The sequence below is a fragment of the Pseudomonas delhiensis genome (genome assembly GCF_900187975.1).
Lineage (GTDB): Bacteria > Pseudomonadota > Gammaproteobacteria > Pseudomonadales > Pseudomonadaceae > Pseudomonas > Pseudomonas delhiensis.
In genome coordinates, this window is record NZ_FZPC01000024.1 from 102,463 (window position 1) to 119,413 (window position 16,951).

Here is a 16,951-nt window from a genome sequence, read left to right on the forward strand (position 1 = left end):
TTGGTTACGCGCCCGACCTTACTCTTATCGACTCAGCAAATAGGAAAAAACGATTACTTCGGACGCTTGGCGCCGTACTTGGAACGACCCTGCTTACGATCCTTGACACCCGAGGTGTCCAGCGAACCGCGCACGGTGTGGTAACGCACACCCGGAAGGTCCTTTACACGACCGCCACGGATCAGCACTACGCTGTGCTCTTGCAGGTTGTGACCTTCACCACCGATGTACGAAGTGACTTCGTAGCCGTTGGTCAGACGCACACGGCACACTTTACGCAGTGCCGAGTTCGGCTTTTTCGGCGTGGTGGTGTATACGCGGGTGCATACGCCACGACGTTGCGGGCAGTTCTGCAGCGCCGGCACGTCGCTCTTGTCGACCATGCGCTTGCGCGGCTTACGCACCAGCTGGTTGATAGTTGCCATCTATAGCTCCACTGATTGTCTTACGACACTTAAACGAAATGGCAGAGCAAGCGCCCTGCCAATTTTCGGGGTACAAAATACTAAAGAGCTTCCAGCACCCCGTCAAGACAAAGCCCCGGCTGTCAAGACAGCCAGGGCTTCGGTCAAGGCTTAGTTGCCACTCAGGTTGAGCGCTTCGGCCAGTGCTGCTTCGGCTTCGCTGGCGCTCACACGCTGCGGTTTGCCGAGTTCGCGCTGACGCTTGCGCTCGCTGTGGTAGGCCAGGCCGGTACCGGCCGGGATCAGGCGACCGACCACCACGTTTTCCTTCAGGCCGCGCAGGAAGTCGCGCTTGCCGGTGACCGCCGCCTCGGTGAGGACGCGGGTGGTCTCCTGGAAGGAGGCCGCGGAGATGAACGACTCGGTCGACAGAGAGGCCTTGGTGATACCCAGCAGGACGCGCTCGTACTTGGCCGGGAACTTGTCCACGGTGGCCAGCACTTCGTTCTCTTCCAGCACCTGGACCAGTTCGACCTGGTCGCCCTTGATGAAGGAGGAGTCGCCCGACTCGGCCACTTCGACCTTGCGCAGCATCTGCCGCAGGATGGTCTCGATGTGCTTGTCGTTGATCTTCACGCCCTGCAGGCGGTACACGTCCTGGATCTCGTTGACGATGTACTTGGCCAGCGAGCTGACGCCGAGCAGACGCAGGATGTCGTGCGGGTTGCTCGGGCCGTCGGAGATCACTTCGCCGCGGCTTACCTGTTCACCTTCGAACACGTTCAGGTGACGCCACTTCGGAATCAGCTCCTCGTACGGATCGCTACCGTCGGTGGGGGTGATGACCAGGCGGCGCTTGCCCTTGGTTTCCTTGCCGAAGGAGATGGTGCCGCTGATTTCCGCCAGGATCGAAGGCTCTTTCGGACGACGAGCCTCGAACAGGTCGGCAACGCGCGGCAGACCACCGGTGATGTCGCGGGTCTTCGACGTTTCCTGCGGGATACGCGCGATAACGTCACCGACACGCACCTTGGCACCGTCGTTCAGGTTGACCAGGGCGTTGGCCGGCAGGAAGTACTGGGCCGGTACGTCGGTACCCGGCAGCAGCAGGTCCTTGCCCGCGGCGTCGATCAGCTTCACGGCCGGACGGATGTCCTTGCCGGAAGCCGGGCGATCCTTCGGATCCATCACCTCGATGTTGGTCAGGCCGGTGAGTTCGTCGGTCTGGCGCTTGACGGTGATGTTCTCTTCCATGCCGGCGAAGGCAACGGTACCGTCCATCTCGGTGATGATCGGGTGGGTGTGCGGGTCCCACTTGGCGACGATGGCGCCCGGGTCGACCTTGTCGCCTTCCTTGACCGAAATCACCGCACCGTACGGCAGCTTGTAGCGCTCGCGCTCGCGACCGAAGTCGTCGGCCACGGCCAGCTCGCCGGAACGCGATACCGCCACCAGCGCGCCGTCGGCACGCTCGACGTGCTTCAGGTTGTGCAGGCGGATGGTGCCGCCGTTCTTGACCTGGACGTTGTCCACGGCGGAGGTCCGGCTGGCCGCACCACCGATGTGGAAGGTACGCATGGTCAGCTGGGTACCCGGCTCACCGATGGACTGGGCGGCGATGACGCCGACCGCTTCACCGATGTTGACGCGGTGGCCACGGGCCAGATCGCGGCCGTAGCACATGGCGCAGATGCCATGGCGGGTTTCGCAGGTGATCGGCGAACGCACCACGACTTCGTCGACGCTCATCTGCTCGAGGAAGTCGACCCACTTCTCGTCGATCAGGGTGCCGGCCGGGACGATGACGTCATCGCCACCGGGCTTGAACACGTCACGCGCGATCACGCGGCCGAGCACGCGCTCGCCCAGCGGCTCGACGACGTCGCCGCCTTCGATGTGCGGGGACATGACCAGGCCATGCTCGGTGCCGCAGTCGATCTCGGTCACCACCAGGTCCTGGGCCACGTCGACGAGACGACGGGTCAGGTAACCGGAGTTCGCGGTCTTCAGTGCGGTATCCGCCAGACCTTTACGCGCACCGTGGGTGGAGATGAAGTACTGGAGTACGTTCAGGCCTTCACGGAAGTTCGCGGTGATCGGCGTCTCGATGATCGAGCCGTCCGGCTTGGCCATCAGGCCACGCATGCCGGCCAGCTGACGGATCTGGGCCGCGGAACCCCGCGCGCCGGAGTCCGCCATCATGTACATGGAGTTGAAGGACTCCTGGTCGACTTCCTTGCCTTCGCGGTCGATGACCTTCTCTTTCGAGAGGTTGGCCATCATCGCCTTGGAAACTTCGTCGTTGGCCTTCGACCAGAGGTCGATCACCTTGTTGTACTTCTCGCCCTGGGTTACCAGGCCGGAGGCGTACTGGCTCTCGATCTCCTTCACTTCCTCGGTGGCGGCGTTGATGATGCGCGCCTTCTCGTCCGGGATGACGAAGTCGTTCACGCCGATCGACACACCGGAGATGGTCGAGTAGGCGAAGCCGGTGTACATCAGCTGGTCGGCGAAGATGACGGTGTCCTTCAGACCCACCACGCGGTAGCAGTGGTTGATCAGCTTGGAGATCGCCTTCTTCTTCATCGGCTGGTTGACCACGTCGAACGGCAGGCCTGCCGGCACGACCTGGAACAGCAGGGCACGGCCGACGGTGGAGTCGACGATGCGGGTGTTGGCGACCAGTTGGCCGTCCTCGCCCTTGACCTTCTCGTTGATGCGCACTTTCACGCGGGCGTGCAGGGATACCTGGCCGCTGCGGTAGGCGCGGTCGACTTCCTGCAGGTCGGCGAAGGCCATGCCCTCGCCTTTCGCGTTCACGGCTTCACGGGTCATGTAGTACAGACCCATCACCACGTCCTGCGACGGCACGATGATCGGCTCGCCGTTGGCGGGCGAGAGGATGTTGTTGGTGGACATCATCAGCGCGCGCGCTTCCAGCTGGGCCTCGAGGGTCAGCGGGACGTGGACGGCCATCTGGTCACCGTCGAAGTCGGCGTTGTACGCCGCGCAAACCAGCGGATGCAGCTGGATCGCCTTGCCTTCGATGAGCACCGGCTCGAACGCCTGGATGCCCAGACGGTGCAGGGTCGGCGCGCGGTTCAGCAGCACGGGGTGTTCGCGGATGACTTCGGCGAGAACGTCCCAGACCTCGGGCAGCTCGCGCTCGACCATCTTCTTCGCGGCCTTGATGGTGGTGGCCATGCCACGGGCTTCGAGCTTGCCGAAGATGAACGGCTTGAACAGCTCGAGGGCCATCTTCTTCGGCAGACCGCACTGGTGCAGGCGCAGGGTCGGGCCTACGGTGATCACCGAACGGCCGGAGTAGTCCACGCGCTTGCCGAGCAGGTTCTGACGGAAGCGACCTTGCTTGCCCTTGATCATGTCGGCCAGGGACTTCAGCGGGCGCTTGTTCGAGCCGGTGATGGCACGGCCGCGGCGGCCGTTGTCCAGCAGGGCATCGACGGCTTCCTGCAGCATGCGCTTTTCGTTGCGCACGATGATGTCCGGCGCGGCCAGGTCGAGCAGGCGCTTCAGACGGTTGTTACGGTTGATCACCCGGCGGTACAGATCGTTCAGATCCGAAGTCGCGAAGCGGCCGCCATCCAGCGGAACCAGCGGACGCAGGTCCGGCGGCAGCACCGGCAGGACGGTCAGCACCATCCACTCCGGATGGTTGCCGGAGCCCTGGAAGGCTTCCATCAGCTTCAGGCGCTTGGACAGCTTCTTGATCTTGGTTTCCGAGTTGGTCTGCGGAATCTCTTCGCGCAGGCGGCCGATCTCGTGGTCCAGGTCGATCTGGTTGAGCAGCTCGCGGACGGCCTCGGCGCCCATGCGCGCGTCGAAGTCGTCACCGAACTCTTCGAGGGCTTCGAAGTACTGCTCGTCGTTCAGCAGCTGGCCCTTCTCCAGGGTGGTCATGCCCGGGTCGATCACCACGTAGCTCTCGAAATAGAGCACGCGCTCGATGTCACGCAGGGTCATGTCCAGCAGCAGGCCGATACGGGACGGCAGGGACTTCAGGAACCAGATGTGGGCGACCGGCGAGGCCAGCTCGATGTGGCCCATGCGCTCGCGGCGCACCTTGGCCAGCGCGACTTCCACGCCGCACTTCTCGCAGATCACGCCACGGTGCTTCAGGCGCTTGTACTTACCGCACAGGCACTCGTAGTCCTTCACCGGGCCGAAGATCTTGGCGCAGAACAGGCCATCGCGCTCCGGCTTGAAGGTACGGTAGTTGATGGTCTCCGGCTTCTTAACTTCGCCGAACGACCAGGAACGAATCATCTCGGGCGACGCCAGACCAATACGGATGGCATCGAACTCCTCGATTTGACCCTGGTTTTTCAACAGATTGAGCAAGTCTTTCAAGGCCTTTCCTCCTCACGGACCCGGTGCGGCGGCTGACCGCCGCACCGTTCTAGCGTCACGTGTTATTCGGTTTCCAGTTCGATATCGATGCCGAGCGAGCGGATCTCTTTGATCAGCACGTTGAAGGACTCGGGCATGCCGGCCTCCATGCGGTGATCCCCGTCCACGATGTTCTTGTACATCTTGGTACGGCCGTTCACGTCGTCCGACTTCACGGTCAGCATTTCCTGCAGGGTGTAGGCGGCGCCGTAGGCTTCCAGCGCCCAGACCTCCATCTCCCCGAAACGCTGGCCACCGAACTGCGCCTTGCCACCCAGCGGCTGCTGGGTGACCAGGCTGTAGGAGCCGGTGGAACGTGCGTGCATCTTGTCATCGACCAGGTGGTTCAGTTTGAGCATGTACATGTAGCCGACGGTGGTCGGACGCTCGAACTGGTTGCCGGTGCGGCCGTCGAACAGGCGCATCTGGCCGCTCTCCGGCAGGTCGGCCAGCTTCAGCATGGCCTTGATCTCGCGCTCCTTGGCACCGTCGAACACCGGGGTAGCCATGGGCACGCCGCCCTTGAGGTTGTTGGCCAGAGCGACGATCTCGTTATCGGACAGCTCTTCCAGGCTTTCCTGGCGGCCACCGATCTCGTTGTAGATCTCGTTCAGGAACTGGCGCAGCTCGGCGATCTTGCGCTGCTCTTCGAGCATGCGGTTGATCTTCTCGCCCAGGCCCTTGGCCGCGAGGCCCAGGTGGGTTTCGAGGATCTGGCCGACGTTCATCCGCGAGGGTACGCCCAGCGGGTTCAGAACGATGTCCACCGGCGTGCCGTTGGCGTCGTGCGGCATGTCTTCGACCGGCATGATCACCGAGACCACGCCCTTGTTACCGTGACGGCCGGCCATCTTGTCGCCCGGCTGGATGCGGCGCTTGATGGCGAGGTAGACCTTGACGATCTTCAGCACGCCCGGCGCCAGGTCGTCGCCCTGCTGCAGCTTGCGCTTCTTGTCCTCGAACTTGTCGTCGAGCATCTGACGGCGGTCGCTGAGGTAGGCCTGGGCCTTCTCCAGCTGCTCGTTCAGGGCGTCTTCGGCCATGCGCAGCTTGAACCACTGGCCGCGCTCGAGGCCGTCGAGGTACTCGTCGGTGATCTCGGTGCCTTTCTTCAGCGCCGGGCCGCCATCGGCGACGGCGCCGACCAGGGCCGAACGCAGACGCTCGAAGGTGGCGCCTTCGACGATGCGGAACTCTTCGTTGAGGTCCTTGCGGATCTCGTCCAACTGCATCTTCTCGATGGACAGGGCGCGGCTGTCGCGCTCCACGCCGTCGCGGGTGAAGACCTGGACGTCGATCACGGTGCCCTTGGTGCCGGTCGGCACGCGCAGGGAGGTGTCCTTCACGTCGGACGCCTTCTCACCGAAGATCGCACGCAGCAGCTTCTCTTCCGGGGTCAGCTGGGTCTCGCCTTTCGGGGTGACCTTGCCGACCAGGATGTCGCCGGCCTGCACTTCGGCGCCGACGTAGACGATGCCGGCTTCGTCCAGCTTGTTCAGCGCGGCCTCACCCACGTTCGGGATGTCCGCGGTGATTTCTTCCGGGCCGAGCTTGGTGTCACGGGCGACGCAGGTCAGTTCCTGGATGTGGATCGTGGTGAAACGATCTTCCTGGACCACGCGCTCGGACAGGCAGATGGAGTCTTCGAAGTTGAAGCCGTTCCAGGGCATGAACGCGACGCGCATGTTCTGGCCCAGGGCCAGTTCACCCATGTCGGTGGACGGACCGTCGGCGAGGATGTCGCCGCGGGCGATCACGTCACCCTTGCTGACCAGCGGACGCTGGTTGATGCAGGTGTTCTGGTTGGAACGGGTGTACTTGGTCAGGTTGTAGATGTCGACGCCGGCTTCGCCGGTCTCGACTTCGTCGTCCGCCACGCGCACCACGATACGGCTGGCGTCGACCGAATCGATCACGCCGCCGCGGCGGGCCACGACGCAGACGCCGGAGTCACGGGCGACGTTGCGCTCCATGCCGGTACCCACCAGCGGCTTGTCGGCGCGCAGGGTCGGAACGGCCTGACGCTGCATGTTCGAACCCATGAGCGCACGGTTGGCGTCGTCGTGCTCGAGGAACGGGATCAGCGAGGCAGCAACGGAAACGACCTGCTTCGGCGAAACGTCCATGAGGGTGACGTCTTCCGGCGCCTTCACGGTGAATTCGTTCAGGTGACGTACGGCGACCAGTTCGTCGATCAGGCGGCCCTGCTCGTCGAGGGTCGCGGACGCCTGGGCGATCACGTGGTCGGCCTCTTCGATGGCGGAGAGGAACACGATCTCGTCGCTGACCAGGCCTTCCTTCACCACGCGGTACGGGCTTTCCAGGAAGCCGTACTTGTTGGTGCGGGCGTAGGTCGCCAGGGAGTTGATCAGGCCGATGTTCGGACCTTCAGGGGTTTCGATCGGGCATACGCGGCCGTAGTGGGTCGGGTGTACGTCACGCACCTCGAAGCCCGCGCGCTCACGGGTCAGACCGCCCGGGCCGAGTGCGGAGACACGGCGCTTGTGGGTGATCTCGGAGAGCGGGTTGTTCTGGTCCATGAACTGCGACAGCTGGCTGGAGCCGAAGAACTCCTTGATCGCGGCAGCCACCGGCTTGGCGTTGATCAGGTCCTGCGGCATCAGACCTTCGCTTTCGGCCATGGACAGGCGTTCCTTGACCGCGCGCTCGACGCGCACCAGGCCCACGCGGAACTGGTTCTCGGCCATTTCGCCGACGCAGCGCACGCGACGGTTGCCCAGGTGGTCGATGTCGTCGACGATGCCCTTGCCGTTACGGATGTCGACCAGGGTACGCAGGACGTCGACGATGTCTTCCTTGCTCAGCACGCCCGGACCTTCGATCTCGGTGCGGCCGATACGGCGGTTGAACTTCATGCGGCCGACGGCGGACAGGTCGTAGCGCTCGGCGCTGAAGAACAGGTTGCCGAACAGGGTCTCGGCGGCTTCCTTGGTCGGCGGCTCGCCCGGGCGCATCATGCGGTAGATCTCGACCAGGGCTTCCAGCTGGTTGCCGGTGGAGTCGATCTTCAGGGTGTCGGAGATGAACGGGCCGCAGTCGATGTCGTTGGTGTACAGGGTTTCCAGGCGCACGACCTGGGCCTTGGCGATCTTCGCCAGGACGTCGACGGACAGCTCGGTGTTGCACTCGGCGATGATCTCGCCGGTAGCCGGGTGCACGACAGCCTTGGCCACGGTACGGCCAATGAGGTAGTCGAAGGGCACTTCCAGCTCTTTGATGCCAGCCTTTTCCAGCTGGTTGATGTGGCGCGCGGTGATACGGCGGCCCGCCTCGACGATGACCTTGCCGCTGGCGTCCTTGATGTCGAAGCTGGCGATTTCGCCGCGCAGACGCTGCGGCACCAGCTCCAGGCGCAGACCTTCGCCCTTGATGTGGTAGACGTTGGTCGCGTAGAAGGCATCGAGGATCTCCTCGGTGCTATAGCCCAGCGCGCGCAGCAGGACGGACGCCGGCAGCTTGCGGCGACGGTCGATACGGACGAACACGCAGTCCTTCGGGTCGAACTCGAAGTCCAGCCAGGAACCGCGGTAGGGAATGATGCGCGCGGAGTACAGCAGCTTGCCGGAGCTGTGGGTCTTGCCACGGTCGTGGTCGAAGAACACACCCGGGGAACGGTGCAGCTGGGAAACGATGACGCGCTCGGTACCGTTGATGATGAAGGTACCGTTCTCGGTCATCAGGGGGATTTCCCCCATGTAGACTTCCTGTTCCTTGATGTCCTTGATCGCTTTGCTCGACGACTCCTTGTCGAAGATGATCAGGCGCACTTTCACCCGCAGCGGGACGGCGAAGGTCACACCGCGCAGCACGCACTCCTTGACGTCGAAGGCCGGCTCACCCAGGCGATAACCGACGTATTCCAGGGCAGCATTGCCGGAATAGCTGATAATCGGGAAAACGGACTTGAAGGCCGCATGCAGACCGATGTCGCGGATCTGATCCTTGCTTGCACCTGCCTGCAGGAATTCGCGATAGGAATCCAGCTGGATGGCCAGCAAATACGGCACATCCATGACGTCCGGCAACTTGCTAAAGTCCTTGCGGATACGTTTTTTCTCAGTGTATGAGTAAGCCATCAGCGTTCCCCAGCTTGGTCACCTGCTTGTTTGGCCTCTCCCACGGGAGCAGCCGAAAAATCGTGCAAACCTGGCGTTTGCGCCACCCCTGAGGGTGGGAGTTTCCCGTTATGGGGGGGCCTGTCGGCACCCCACCCAGAACGGAAAAAGGCCGGTGGCAAAAGCCACCAGCCATCAGCCTGTCGCTTGACGCTCGGGCTGTAGACGCAAGGGGCGAGCTTACTTGAGCTCGACCTTGGCGCCAGCTTCTTCCAGGGCTTTCTTGGCAGCTTCGGCCTCTTCTTTCGAAGCGCCTTCCTTGACCACGCCCGGGGCGCCGTCAACGACAGCCTTGGCTTCTTTCAGGCCCAGGCCGGTCAGTTCACGAACGACCTTGATCACGTTCACTTTCTTGTCGCCGGCTTCGGCCAGGACGATGGTGAACTCGGTCTGCTCTTCGGCAGCGGCAGCGGCAACAGCCGGGCCAGCGGCAACAGCGGCAGCAGCGGTAACGCCGAACTTCTCTTCCATCGCCTTGATCAGTTCAACGATCTGCATGACGGACATTTCGGATACGGCGTTGATGATGTCTTCGTTGGTCAGAGCCATGACTCTAATTCCTGTATTGGGTGACGGCGCTCGCGCCATCGATTAAACAAAAAAGGTTTGAAAGCTACCGGTTGCCTTAGGCTGCGGTGGCTTCTTTCTGGTCACGAATTGCCGCCAGAGTACGAGCCAGCTTGCTGGTAGCGCCTTGGATCACGCTCATCAGCTGTGCAACGGCTTCGTTGTAGGTCGGCAGGGTTGCCAGAACGTCGATCTGATTGGCTGCGAGGAATTGACCCTCGAACGCGGCCGCCTTGATCTCGAACTTGTCCTGACCCTTGGCGAACTCCTTGAAGATACGAGCGGCAGCGCCCGGATGTTCGTTGGAGAAAGCGATCAGGGTCGGGCCCTTGAACGTGTCGTTGAGCACTTCGAACTGAGTGCCTTCAACGGCGCGCTTGAGCAGGGTGTTACGTACGACTTTCACGTACACACCAGCTGCGCGGGCCTCTTTACGGAGTCCGGTCATTGCGCCGACGGTCACGCCACGGGCATCAGCCACGACAGCGGACAGACCGGCTTTGGCAGCCTCGTTGACTTCAGCGACGATGGCCTTCTTGTCTTCGAGTTTGATTGCCACGGGTTTACTCCTGGATGTTACCGATACGTCCAGCCGGAGCCGGACGGCGTTTTGGTGTCTGATTCGGTCAACGAATCGGGAGCACCATCTGCGTAGGCTTGTGGTTTAAGGCTTGCGCCGCCTACGGTCTTGGACAGCCCCCGCCAGGCAGGGACCCCAATACCTGCGGGCGATGGGCCAGGCCCACCACCCGACTTTGTCTTATCAGCCTTCCAGGGAAGCCTGATCGATCTGCAGACCCGGGCCCATGGTGGTGCTCAGGGTCACGCGCTGAACGTACACGCCCTTGGAGGAGGCGGGCTTCAGGCGCTTCAGGTCAGCCAGCAGAGCTTCGACGTTCTGCTTCAGCTTGACCGGCTCGAAATCGATCTTGCCAACGGAGGCGTGGATGATGCCGTTCTTGTCGGTACGGAAGCGAACCTGACCAGCCTTGGCGTTCTTCACGGCAGTGGCTACGTCCGGGGTCACGGTACCGACCTTCGGGTTCGGCATCAGGCCGCGCGGGCCGAGAACCTGGCCCAGTTGACCAACGACGCGCATCGCGTCCGGGGAGGCGATGACCACGTCGTAGCTCAGGTCACCAGCCTTCATCTCGGCAGCCAGCTCGTCCATGCCGACCTTGTCGGCGCCTGCAGCCAGAGCGGCTTCGGCAGCCGGGCCCTGGGTGAAGACGGCGACGCGGACGCTCTTGCCGGTGCCGTTCGGCAGAACGGTGGCGCCACGAACGACCTGGTCGGATTTACGCGGATCGACGCCCAGGTTGATGGCGATGTCCACGGACTCCTTGAACTTGATGGTCGACAGCTCGGCCAGCAGTTTGGCGGCGTCTTCGAAACCGTATTGCTTGCCGGCCTCGATTTTCTCGGCGATAGCCTTTTGGCGCTTGGTCAGCTTAGCCATTACACACCCTCCACGTTGAGGCCCATGCTACGCGCGGAACCGGCGATGGTACGCACGGCCGCATCCAGGTCAGCTGCGGTCAGATCGGCCTGCTTGGCCTTGGCGATCTCTTCCAGCTGAGCACGGGTAACGGTGCCCACTTTCTGGCTGTTCGGGCGGCTGGAACCGCTGCTGATGCCAGCAGCTTTCTTCAGCAGCACGGAGGCCGGGGTGCTCTTGGTTTCAAAGGTGAAGCTGCGGTCGCTGTAAACGGTGATGATCACCGGAGTCGGCAGACCGGGTTCCATACCCTGGGTCTTGGCGTTGAACGCCTTGCAGAACTCCATGATGTTCACGCCGTGCTGACCCAGAGCCGGACCAACCGGCGGCGACGGGTTGGCTTGACCAGCCTTGACCTGCAGCTTGATGTAAGCCTGAATTTTCTTAGCCATTTGCTACTCCAGTTACGGGTTCGAACGCCCCAAGGGCTCCCCGGTTGCTTTCGCGTTTATCCCAATGACGACAAAACCCCGCAGCCTTTGGCTGCGGGGTGAGGGATGCGTTGTGCCGGTCAGACTTTCTCGACCTGGCTGAACTCCAGCTCCACCGGGGTGGAGCGACCGAAAATGAGCACCGCGACCTGGATCCGGCTCTTTTCGTAGTTGACCTCTTCGACCACGCCATTGAAGTCCGCGAAGGGACCATCGATGACGCGAACGGTTTCGCCCGGCTCGAAGAGCGTCTTCGGCTTGGGCTTGTCGCCACTGTCGGCGACGCGACGCAGGATGGCCTCGGCCTCCTTGTCGGTGATCGGAGCCGGCTTGTCGGCGGTACCGCCGATGAAGCCCATGACGCGAGGAGTGTCCTTGACCAGGTGCCAGGTACCCTCGTTCATCTCCATCTGGACCAGCACATAGCCGGGGAAGAACTTGCGCTCGCTCTTGCGCTTCTGGCCGTTACGCATCTCCACGACTTCTTCCGTGGGAACCAGAATCTCGCCGAACTCGTCTTCCATGCCGGCCAGCTTGACCCGCTCGATCAGCGAGCGCATGACATGCTTCTCGTAACCCGAGTAGGCATGCACAACGTACCAACGCTTAGCCACGGAACACCCTTAACCTACGATCATGGAAACCAACCAACCCAGCAGGGAATCGAGCCCCCACAGCAGCAGCGCCATAACCAGCACTACCGCGACCACGATCATGGTGGTCTGAGTCGTTTCTTGGCGAGTCGGCCATACGACCTTGCGAATCTCGGCACGCGCTTCTTTCGCCAGGGTGAAGAAGGCACGACCCTTGACGGTCTGCAGGGCCACGAAACCAGCGACAGCCGCCAGAACCAGGATACCGAGCACGCGATAAAGGAGCGGTTGAGCGGAGTAATACTGGTTGGCGACGACGCCGACCACGACAACCACTGCGACCAAGAGCCACTTCAAGATATCGAAACGCGACTCTTTGGCTTCTGCCTTCGCATTCATCTGCTGGGAATCCCGTTGAAGAAATGCCAAATTCCGTCGAGAAATTTGGCAGGCCAGGAGGGAATCGAACCCCCAACCTGCGGTTTTGGAGACCGCCGCTCTGCCAATTGAGCTACTGGCCTAGAACAAAGTCAGGCCGACCATTATGCCGGCCTGAGAGGGAAAGATCAATCGATTATTCGATGATCTTGGCAACCACGCCGGCGCCAACGGTACGGCCGCCTTCGCGGATCGCGAAGCGCAGGCCGTCTTCCATGGCGATCGGGGCGATCAGGGTGACGGTCATCTTGACGTTGTCACCCGGCATTACCATCTCGACGCCTTCCGGCAGCTCGCAGTTGCCGGTCACGTCGGTGGTACGGAAGTAGAACTGCGGACGGTAGCCCTTGAAGAACGGGGTGTGACGACCGCCTTCTTCCTTGGACAGCACGTACACTTCGCACTCGAACTTGGTGTGCGGCTTGATGGTGCCCGGCTTGGCCAGAACCTGGCCACGCTCCACGTCTTCACGCTTGGTGCCGCGCAGCAGGACGCCGACGTTCTCGCCAGCACGACCTTCGTCGAGCAGCTTGCGGAACATTTCCACGCCGGTGCAGGTGGTCTTGGTGGTCGGACGGATGCCGACGATTTCCACTTCTTCCTGGACCTTGACGATGCCGCGCTCGACACGACCGGTCACCACGGTGCCACGGCCGGAGATCGAGAACACGTCTTCGATCGGCATCAGGAAGGGCTGGTCGATGGCACGAACCGGCTCGGGGATGTAGGAGTCCAGGGTTTCCACCAGCTTGCGCACGGCGGAAACGCCCATCTCGTTGTCGTCCTGGCCGTTCAGGGCCATCAGCGCGGAACCAATGACGATCGGGGTGTCATCACCCGGGAAGTCGTAGGTGTTCAGCAGGTCGCGAACTTCCATCTCGACCAGCTCCAGCAGCTCGGCGTCGTCGACCATGTCGGCCTTGTTCAGGAACACGACGATGTAGGGAACGCCTACCTGGCGGGACAGCAGGATGTGCTCGCGGGTCTGCGGCATGGGGCCGTCGGCAGCCGAGCAAACCAGGATCGCGCCGTCCATCTGGGCAGCACCGGTGATCATGTTCTTCACGTAGTCGGCGTGGCCCGGGCAGTCTACGTGAGCGTAGTGGCGTACCGGCGAGTCGTATTCGACGTGCGAAGTGTTGATGGTGATACCACGGGCTTTCTCTTCCGGCGCGTTGTCGATCTGGTCGAAGGCGCGAGCGGAGCCACCCCAGGTCTCGGAGCAGACCTTGGTCAGAGCAGCGGTCAGAGTGGTCTTACCGTGGTCGACGTGGCCGATGGTGCCGACGTTGACGTGCGGTTTATTACGTTCAAACTTCTCTTTAGCCATTTTGACCGTCTCCCACTAGGAATTGAGAAAGCCGTATCACCGATAAAACAAAGGCAGATACTTTCATATCTGCCTTTGTTAAGTGGAGCTCATGAGCGGATTTGAACCGCTGACCTCACCCTTACCAAGGGTGTGCTCTACCAGCTGAGCTACATGAGCAAACATAAGCAGCAAGTCTGGAGCGGGTAGCGGGAATCGAACCCGCATCATCAGCTTGGAAGGCTGAGGTTCTACCACTGAACTATACCCGCGGAGCCTGACGCTCACGCTTGAAACTGGTGGAGGGGGAAGGATTCGAACCTTCGAAGTCTGAGACGTCAGATTTACAGTCTGATCCCTTTGGCCGCTCGGGAACCCCTCCGAGTGAGGCGGCATTCTACAGAGTGCCACCGCGTTGTCAACAGTTTTTTCTTTAAAAACTTGAGCTTAGCTCTTCGACAACGGCTTCTAGAAATTCCCCTTTCAGGTCCCCCCTTCGAAGCGGGCGCCATTCTATGCAAACTATTCGGAGGTTGCAACGCTTTTGCACGGCATTGTTTGCCTTTGCAATTCGGGGAAGTCCACGACCAGCTGACGCAGCAGACTGTCGTCCGCCAGGCGCCGGCTCTCGGGGGCGACCTGCACCCAGAACTCATGGCGGTTGCGCCCCAGTTCCCGCACCAGGGCGTCGTAGCCGGCGGTCTTCAGACGCTCGACGACCCCGTCGGCCGAATCCTTGTTCTGGAAGATGCCCAGGGAAATGCCGTCGGCCAGGTCGCCCTCGGTGATGATGTAGCTGTCGATCTTGCGCGCCTGCAGTTCGCGCAGTTGCCAGAGCGAGGCCTGGCGCGACGCCAGGGGCGGCAGGTAGACCCAGTAGTCGGTTCCGGCGGCGGCGTCGACCTTCTGCCGGCTCACGTGCATGTCAAGGCTGGTGAGGCGCTGCTCGAGCGCCCTGGCCCGGTTCTCGTCGGAGAAGGGGCCGAAATAGAGGCATGCGCTCTCCTGCGCCGGCGGCGGCGCGGCCGCCTCCGACTGCCGCCGCTGCGCGGACTCCGGCGACTCGCTGAGCAGGCGGATGTTCTTCTGCTCGCTGCGGTACAGGCTCAGGGGCGCGATCTCCTTCGCCCGCAGGGGCGCCTGTTGCTGATGCCAGATGAAGTAGAAGGCGTTCAGTACCAGGAGGAACAGAAAGAACCAACGCATGAGAGGCACTACTCCAGCGGGCAGGCGATGGCCAGCCCGGTAAAGACCAGGTCCGGAAGGATCCGCGCCTGGGGCAGTTCGTCCTTGACCAGTTCGGCGTCTCCGCCGGTGAGGAACACGGCGCAGTCGCCGCCGAGCAGCTCGCAGGCCAGGTGATATTGCTCGCGCACGAAGCCACGCAGCATCAACAGGCAGCCCCGCTCTACCGCTTCGGCGGTCTCACGCCCCGGCGACAATCCCTGCAGGGCTTCGCGAGCCGCAGCGTCGTCGTAGCGGATACGCCGGGTATGGGTGCGCAGCTGGCTGCGCATCAAGGGCATGCCCGGGCAGATATAGCCCCCCAGGTGCTGCCCGGCCGCGTCCACCAGGTCGGAGGTGACCGCGGTGCCCAGGTCCAGCACCAGGCACGCACCGCCCGCCAGCTTGTAGCCGGCCACCAGGGCCACCCAGCGATCCAGGCCGAGCCGCTGGTATTCGCGATAGCCATTGCGGACACCGGCCAGGATCTCGGCCGGTTGCGCGATGCTGGCGGCGATGCCGAAAGCGTCATTCAGCGCCTGCACGAGCGACGCCGTCTCCTGCTCGCTGCGTACGCTGACCAGGCGGCAATGACGAAGCGCGAGCCCCTCGCAGCCACGCAGCCGCTCGAGCAGCGCGGCGTCGGAGTCCGCGACGCCGGAGGCGACGGTCGTCAGCTCCGCGATGCGGATCACCCGCCATTTGATCAGGCTATTGCCACAGTCCAGTTCAAGAATCATCAGACAACCTCAGGCTCAACTCGCCCCCGCTGAAGCGGCTTTCCACGCCATCGACCTCGAGGCGCAACGCCCCCTGCTCGTCGATCCCCAACGCACGGCCGACGACACGCCTGGCAGCGGTCGAAAGCACGACATCGCGCCCCTGCCACAGATGGAAGGACTCCCACTCCCGCTGGCTGGCCGCGAAGCCCTGTTCGCGATGGCGAGCCAGGTGCCACTCCAGCTCCCTGCTCAGCGCGGCGAGCAGTTCGTTGCGATCCACCGGACGCCCCGCGGCCTCGCGCAAGGACGTCCAGGGCTGGTCGATACCTTCCGCGGCACGCATGTTCACATTGATGCCGATGCCGATGGCCACGCTGCACAGGTCCGCGGGGTCGCCGGTCAGCTCCAGGAGGATGCCGGCCAGCTTCTTGCCGTCGAGCAGAATGTCGTTCGGCCACTTCAGGCCGACACCGGCAATGCCGAACGACTGGATGGCGCGCACCACGGCAAGGCCGACGACCAGGCTCAACCCCTCCAGCTCCTTGGGCCCGCCTCTCACGGAGATGCCCAGGGTGCAATAGAGGTTGGCACCGAACGGGCTCACCCAGGCGCGCCCGCGCCGCCCCCGCCCCGCCGTCTGCCGCTCGGCCACCACGGCGAAGGGCGTAGCGGCACCGGCATCCAGGCGGCGCATGACTTCGGCATTGGTCGAGTCGACCGAGAACAGCACGTCCAGCGGCCAGGGCGCCCCCACCCGCTGCGGCTCGATGGCCACCAGCGGCTCCGCCAGGCGATAGCCACGACCGCGTACGGACTGCACTTCCAGCCCGAACTCGCTCTCCAGGCCCTGCAGGCGCTTCCAGACGGCACTGCGACTGACACCCAGCGCCGCCCCCAGCTCCTCGCCGGAATGGAATCGACCATCGCCCAGCAATTTCAGCAATGTCTGCATATCGCGTCCCGCCACAATAAGGCACGCATGATATAGAGGCGCTTTCCGCTTGCCTATGCACTAGCGGCGGGCGAAACGATGGGAGACGCCCGGAATCGGGCAATGGGCCGGATAGATATCGGAAAGACCGGAAGCAAGCATCGCCGGCCTGCCGGCCGGATCGCGGACGGAGTCCTACGGGTACATGGCGCACAGGGTAACTGTAGGAGCGGGCCCTGCCCGCGATTCGCGCGCAGGGCGCGCTCCTACAGGGGAAGGGTTTTCCCC

13 protein-coding genes and 4 tRNA genes are annotated in these 16,951 nt (G+C 62.8%); all 17 read right to left on the minus strand.

Going from position 1 to position 16,951, the window contains the following annotated elements:
• Positions 1-53 precede the first annotated feature (53 nt).
• Complete coding sequence (gene rpsL, locus CHC02_RS21485) at positions 54-425, minus strand: 30S ribosomal protein S12 (RefSeq protein WP_009617130.1); 372 nt, start codon at positions 423-425, stop codon at positions 54-56.
• Between the two features lie 150 nt (positions 426-575).
• The gene (gene rpoC / locus CHC02_RS21490; protein ID WP_089393444.1) at positions 576-4,775 is read right to left on the minus strand and encodes a DNA-directed RNA polymerase subunit beta'; all 4,200 of its coding nucleotides are present in this window, start codon (positions 4,773-4,775) and stop codon (positions 576-578) included.
• A gap of 62 nt (positions 4,776-4,837) precedes the next feature.
• The gene (rpoB, locus tag CHC02_RS21495; RefSeq protein WP_089393445.1) at positions 4,838-8,911 is read right to left on the minus strand and encodes a DNA-directed RNA polymerase subunit beta; all 4,074 of its coding nucleotides are present in this window, start codon (positions 8,909-8,911) and stop codon (positions 4,838-4,840) included.
• Positions 8,912-9,130: 219 nt separating this feature from the next.
• Positions 9,131-9,499, minus strand: a complete 369-nt coding sequence (gene rplL, locus CHC02_RS21500) for a 50S ribosomal protein L7/L12 (protein WP_009617125.1) — start codon at positions 9,497-9,499, stop codon at positions 9,131-9,133.
• Between the two features lie 76 nt (positions 9,500-9,575).
• Positions 9,576-10,076 (minus strand): 50S ribosomal protein L10, encoded by a 501-nt coding sequence (rplJ, locus tag CHC02_RS21505; RefSeq protein WP_089393446.1) that lies wholly within the window; start codon positions 10,074-10,076, stop codon positions 9,576-9,578.
• A 204-nt stretch (positions 10,077-10,280) separates the two neighbouring features.
• A complete protein-coding gene (gene rplA / locus CHC02_RS21510) occupies positions 10,281-10,976 on the minus strand; it encodes a 50S ribosomal protein L1 (protein ID WP_074986520.1) in 696 nt (231 codons plus the stop codon).
• Positions 10,976-11,407 (minus strand): 50S ribosomal protein L11, encoded by a 432-nt coding sequence (gene rplK / locus CHC02_RS21515; RefSeq protein ID WP_089393447.1) that lies wholly within the window; start codon positions 11,405-11,407, stop codon positions 10,976-10,978. The genes rplA and rplK overlap by 1 nt, the downstream gene beginning before the upstream one ends.
• Before the next feature lie 119 nt (positions 11,408-11,526).
• Entirely contained in the window at positions 11,527-12,060 is a 534-nt protein-coding gene (nusG, locus tag CHC02_RS21520; RefSeq protein WP_009617117.1) for a transcription termination/antitermination protein NusG, read from the minus strand.
• Between the two features lie 9 nt (positions 12,061-12,069).
• Positions 12,070-12,438 carry a preprotein translocase subunit SecE gene (gene secE / locus CHC02_RS21525; RefSeq protein WP_089393448.1) on the minus strand — a complete coding sequence of 123 codons (369 nt, stop codon included), beginning with the start codon at positions 12,436-12,438 and terminating at the stop codon, positions 12,070-12,072.
• 46 nt (positions 12,439-12,484) lie between these two features.
• A tRNA-Trp gene (locus CHC02_RS21530) sits at positions 12,485-12,560 on the minus strand.
• A 53-nt stretch (positions 12,561-12,613) separates the two neighbouring features.
• The gene (gene tuf, locus CHC02_RS21535; protein ID WP_009617114.1) at positions 12,614-13,807 is read right to left on the minus strand and encodes an elongation factor Tu; all 1,194 of its coding nucleotides are present in this window, start codon (positions 13,805-13,807) and stop codon (positions 12,614-12,616) included.
• An 83-nt stretch (positions 13,808-13,890) separates the two neighbouring features.
• Positions 13,891-13,966, minus strand: a tRNA-Thr gene (locus CHC02_RS21540).
• An 18-nt stretch (positions 13,967-13,984) separates the two neighbouring features.
• Positions 13,985-14,058: transfer RNA gene (locus CHC02_RS21545), tRNA-Gly, on the minus strand.
• A 25-nt stretch (positions 14,059-14,083) separates the two neighbouring features.
• A tRNA-Tyr gene (locus tag CHC02_RS21550) sits at positions 14,084-14,168 on the minus strand.
• A 140-nt stretch (positions 14,169-14,308) separates the two neighbouring features.
• Positions 14,309-14,992 carry an SPOR domain-containing protein gene (locus tag CHC02_RS21555; RefSeq protein ID WP_089393449.1) on the minus strand — a complete coding sequence of 228 codons (684 nt, stop codon included), beginning with the start codon at positions 14,990-14,992 and terminating at the stop codon, positions 14,309-14,311.
• A gap of 8 nt (positions 14,993-15,000) precedes the next feature.
• Positions 15,001-15,750 carry a pantothenate kinase gene (locus tag CHC02_RS21560; protein ID WP_089393450.1) on the minus strand — a complete coding sequence of 250 codons (750 nt, stop codon included), beginning with the start codon at positions 15,748-15,750 and terminating at the stop codon, positions 15,001-15,003.
• On the minus strand, positions 15,740-16,684 hold the full coding sequence (birA, locus tag CHC02_RS21565) for a bifunctional biotin--[acetyl-CoA-carboxylase] ligase/biotin operon repressor BirA (protein ID WP_089393451.1): 945 nt from the start codon (positions 16,682-16,684) through the stop codon (positions 15,740-15,742). Before birA ends, CHC02_RS21560 begins: the two co-directional genes overlap by 11 nt.
• Between the last annotated feature and the right edge of the window lie 267 nt (positions 16,685-16,951).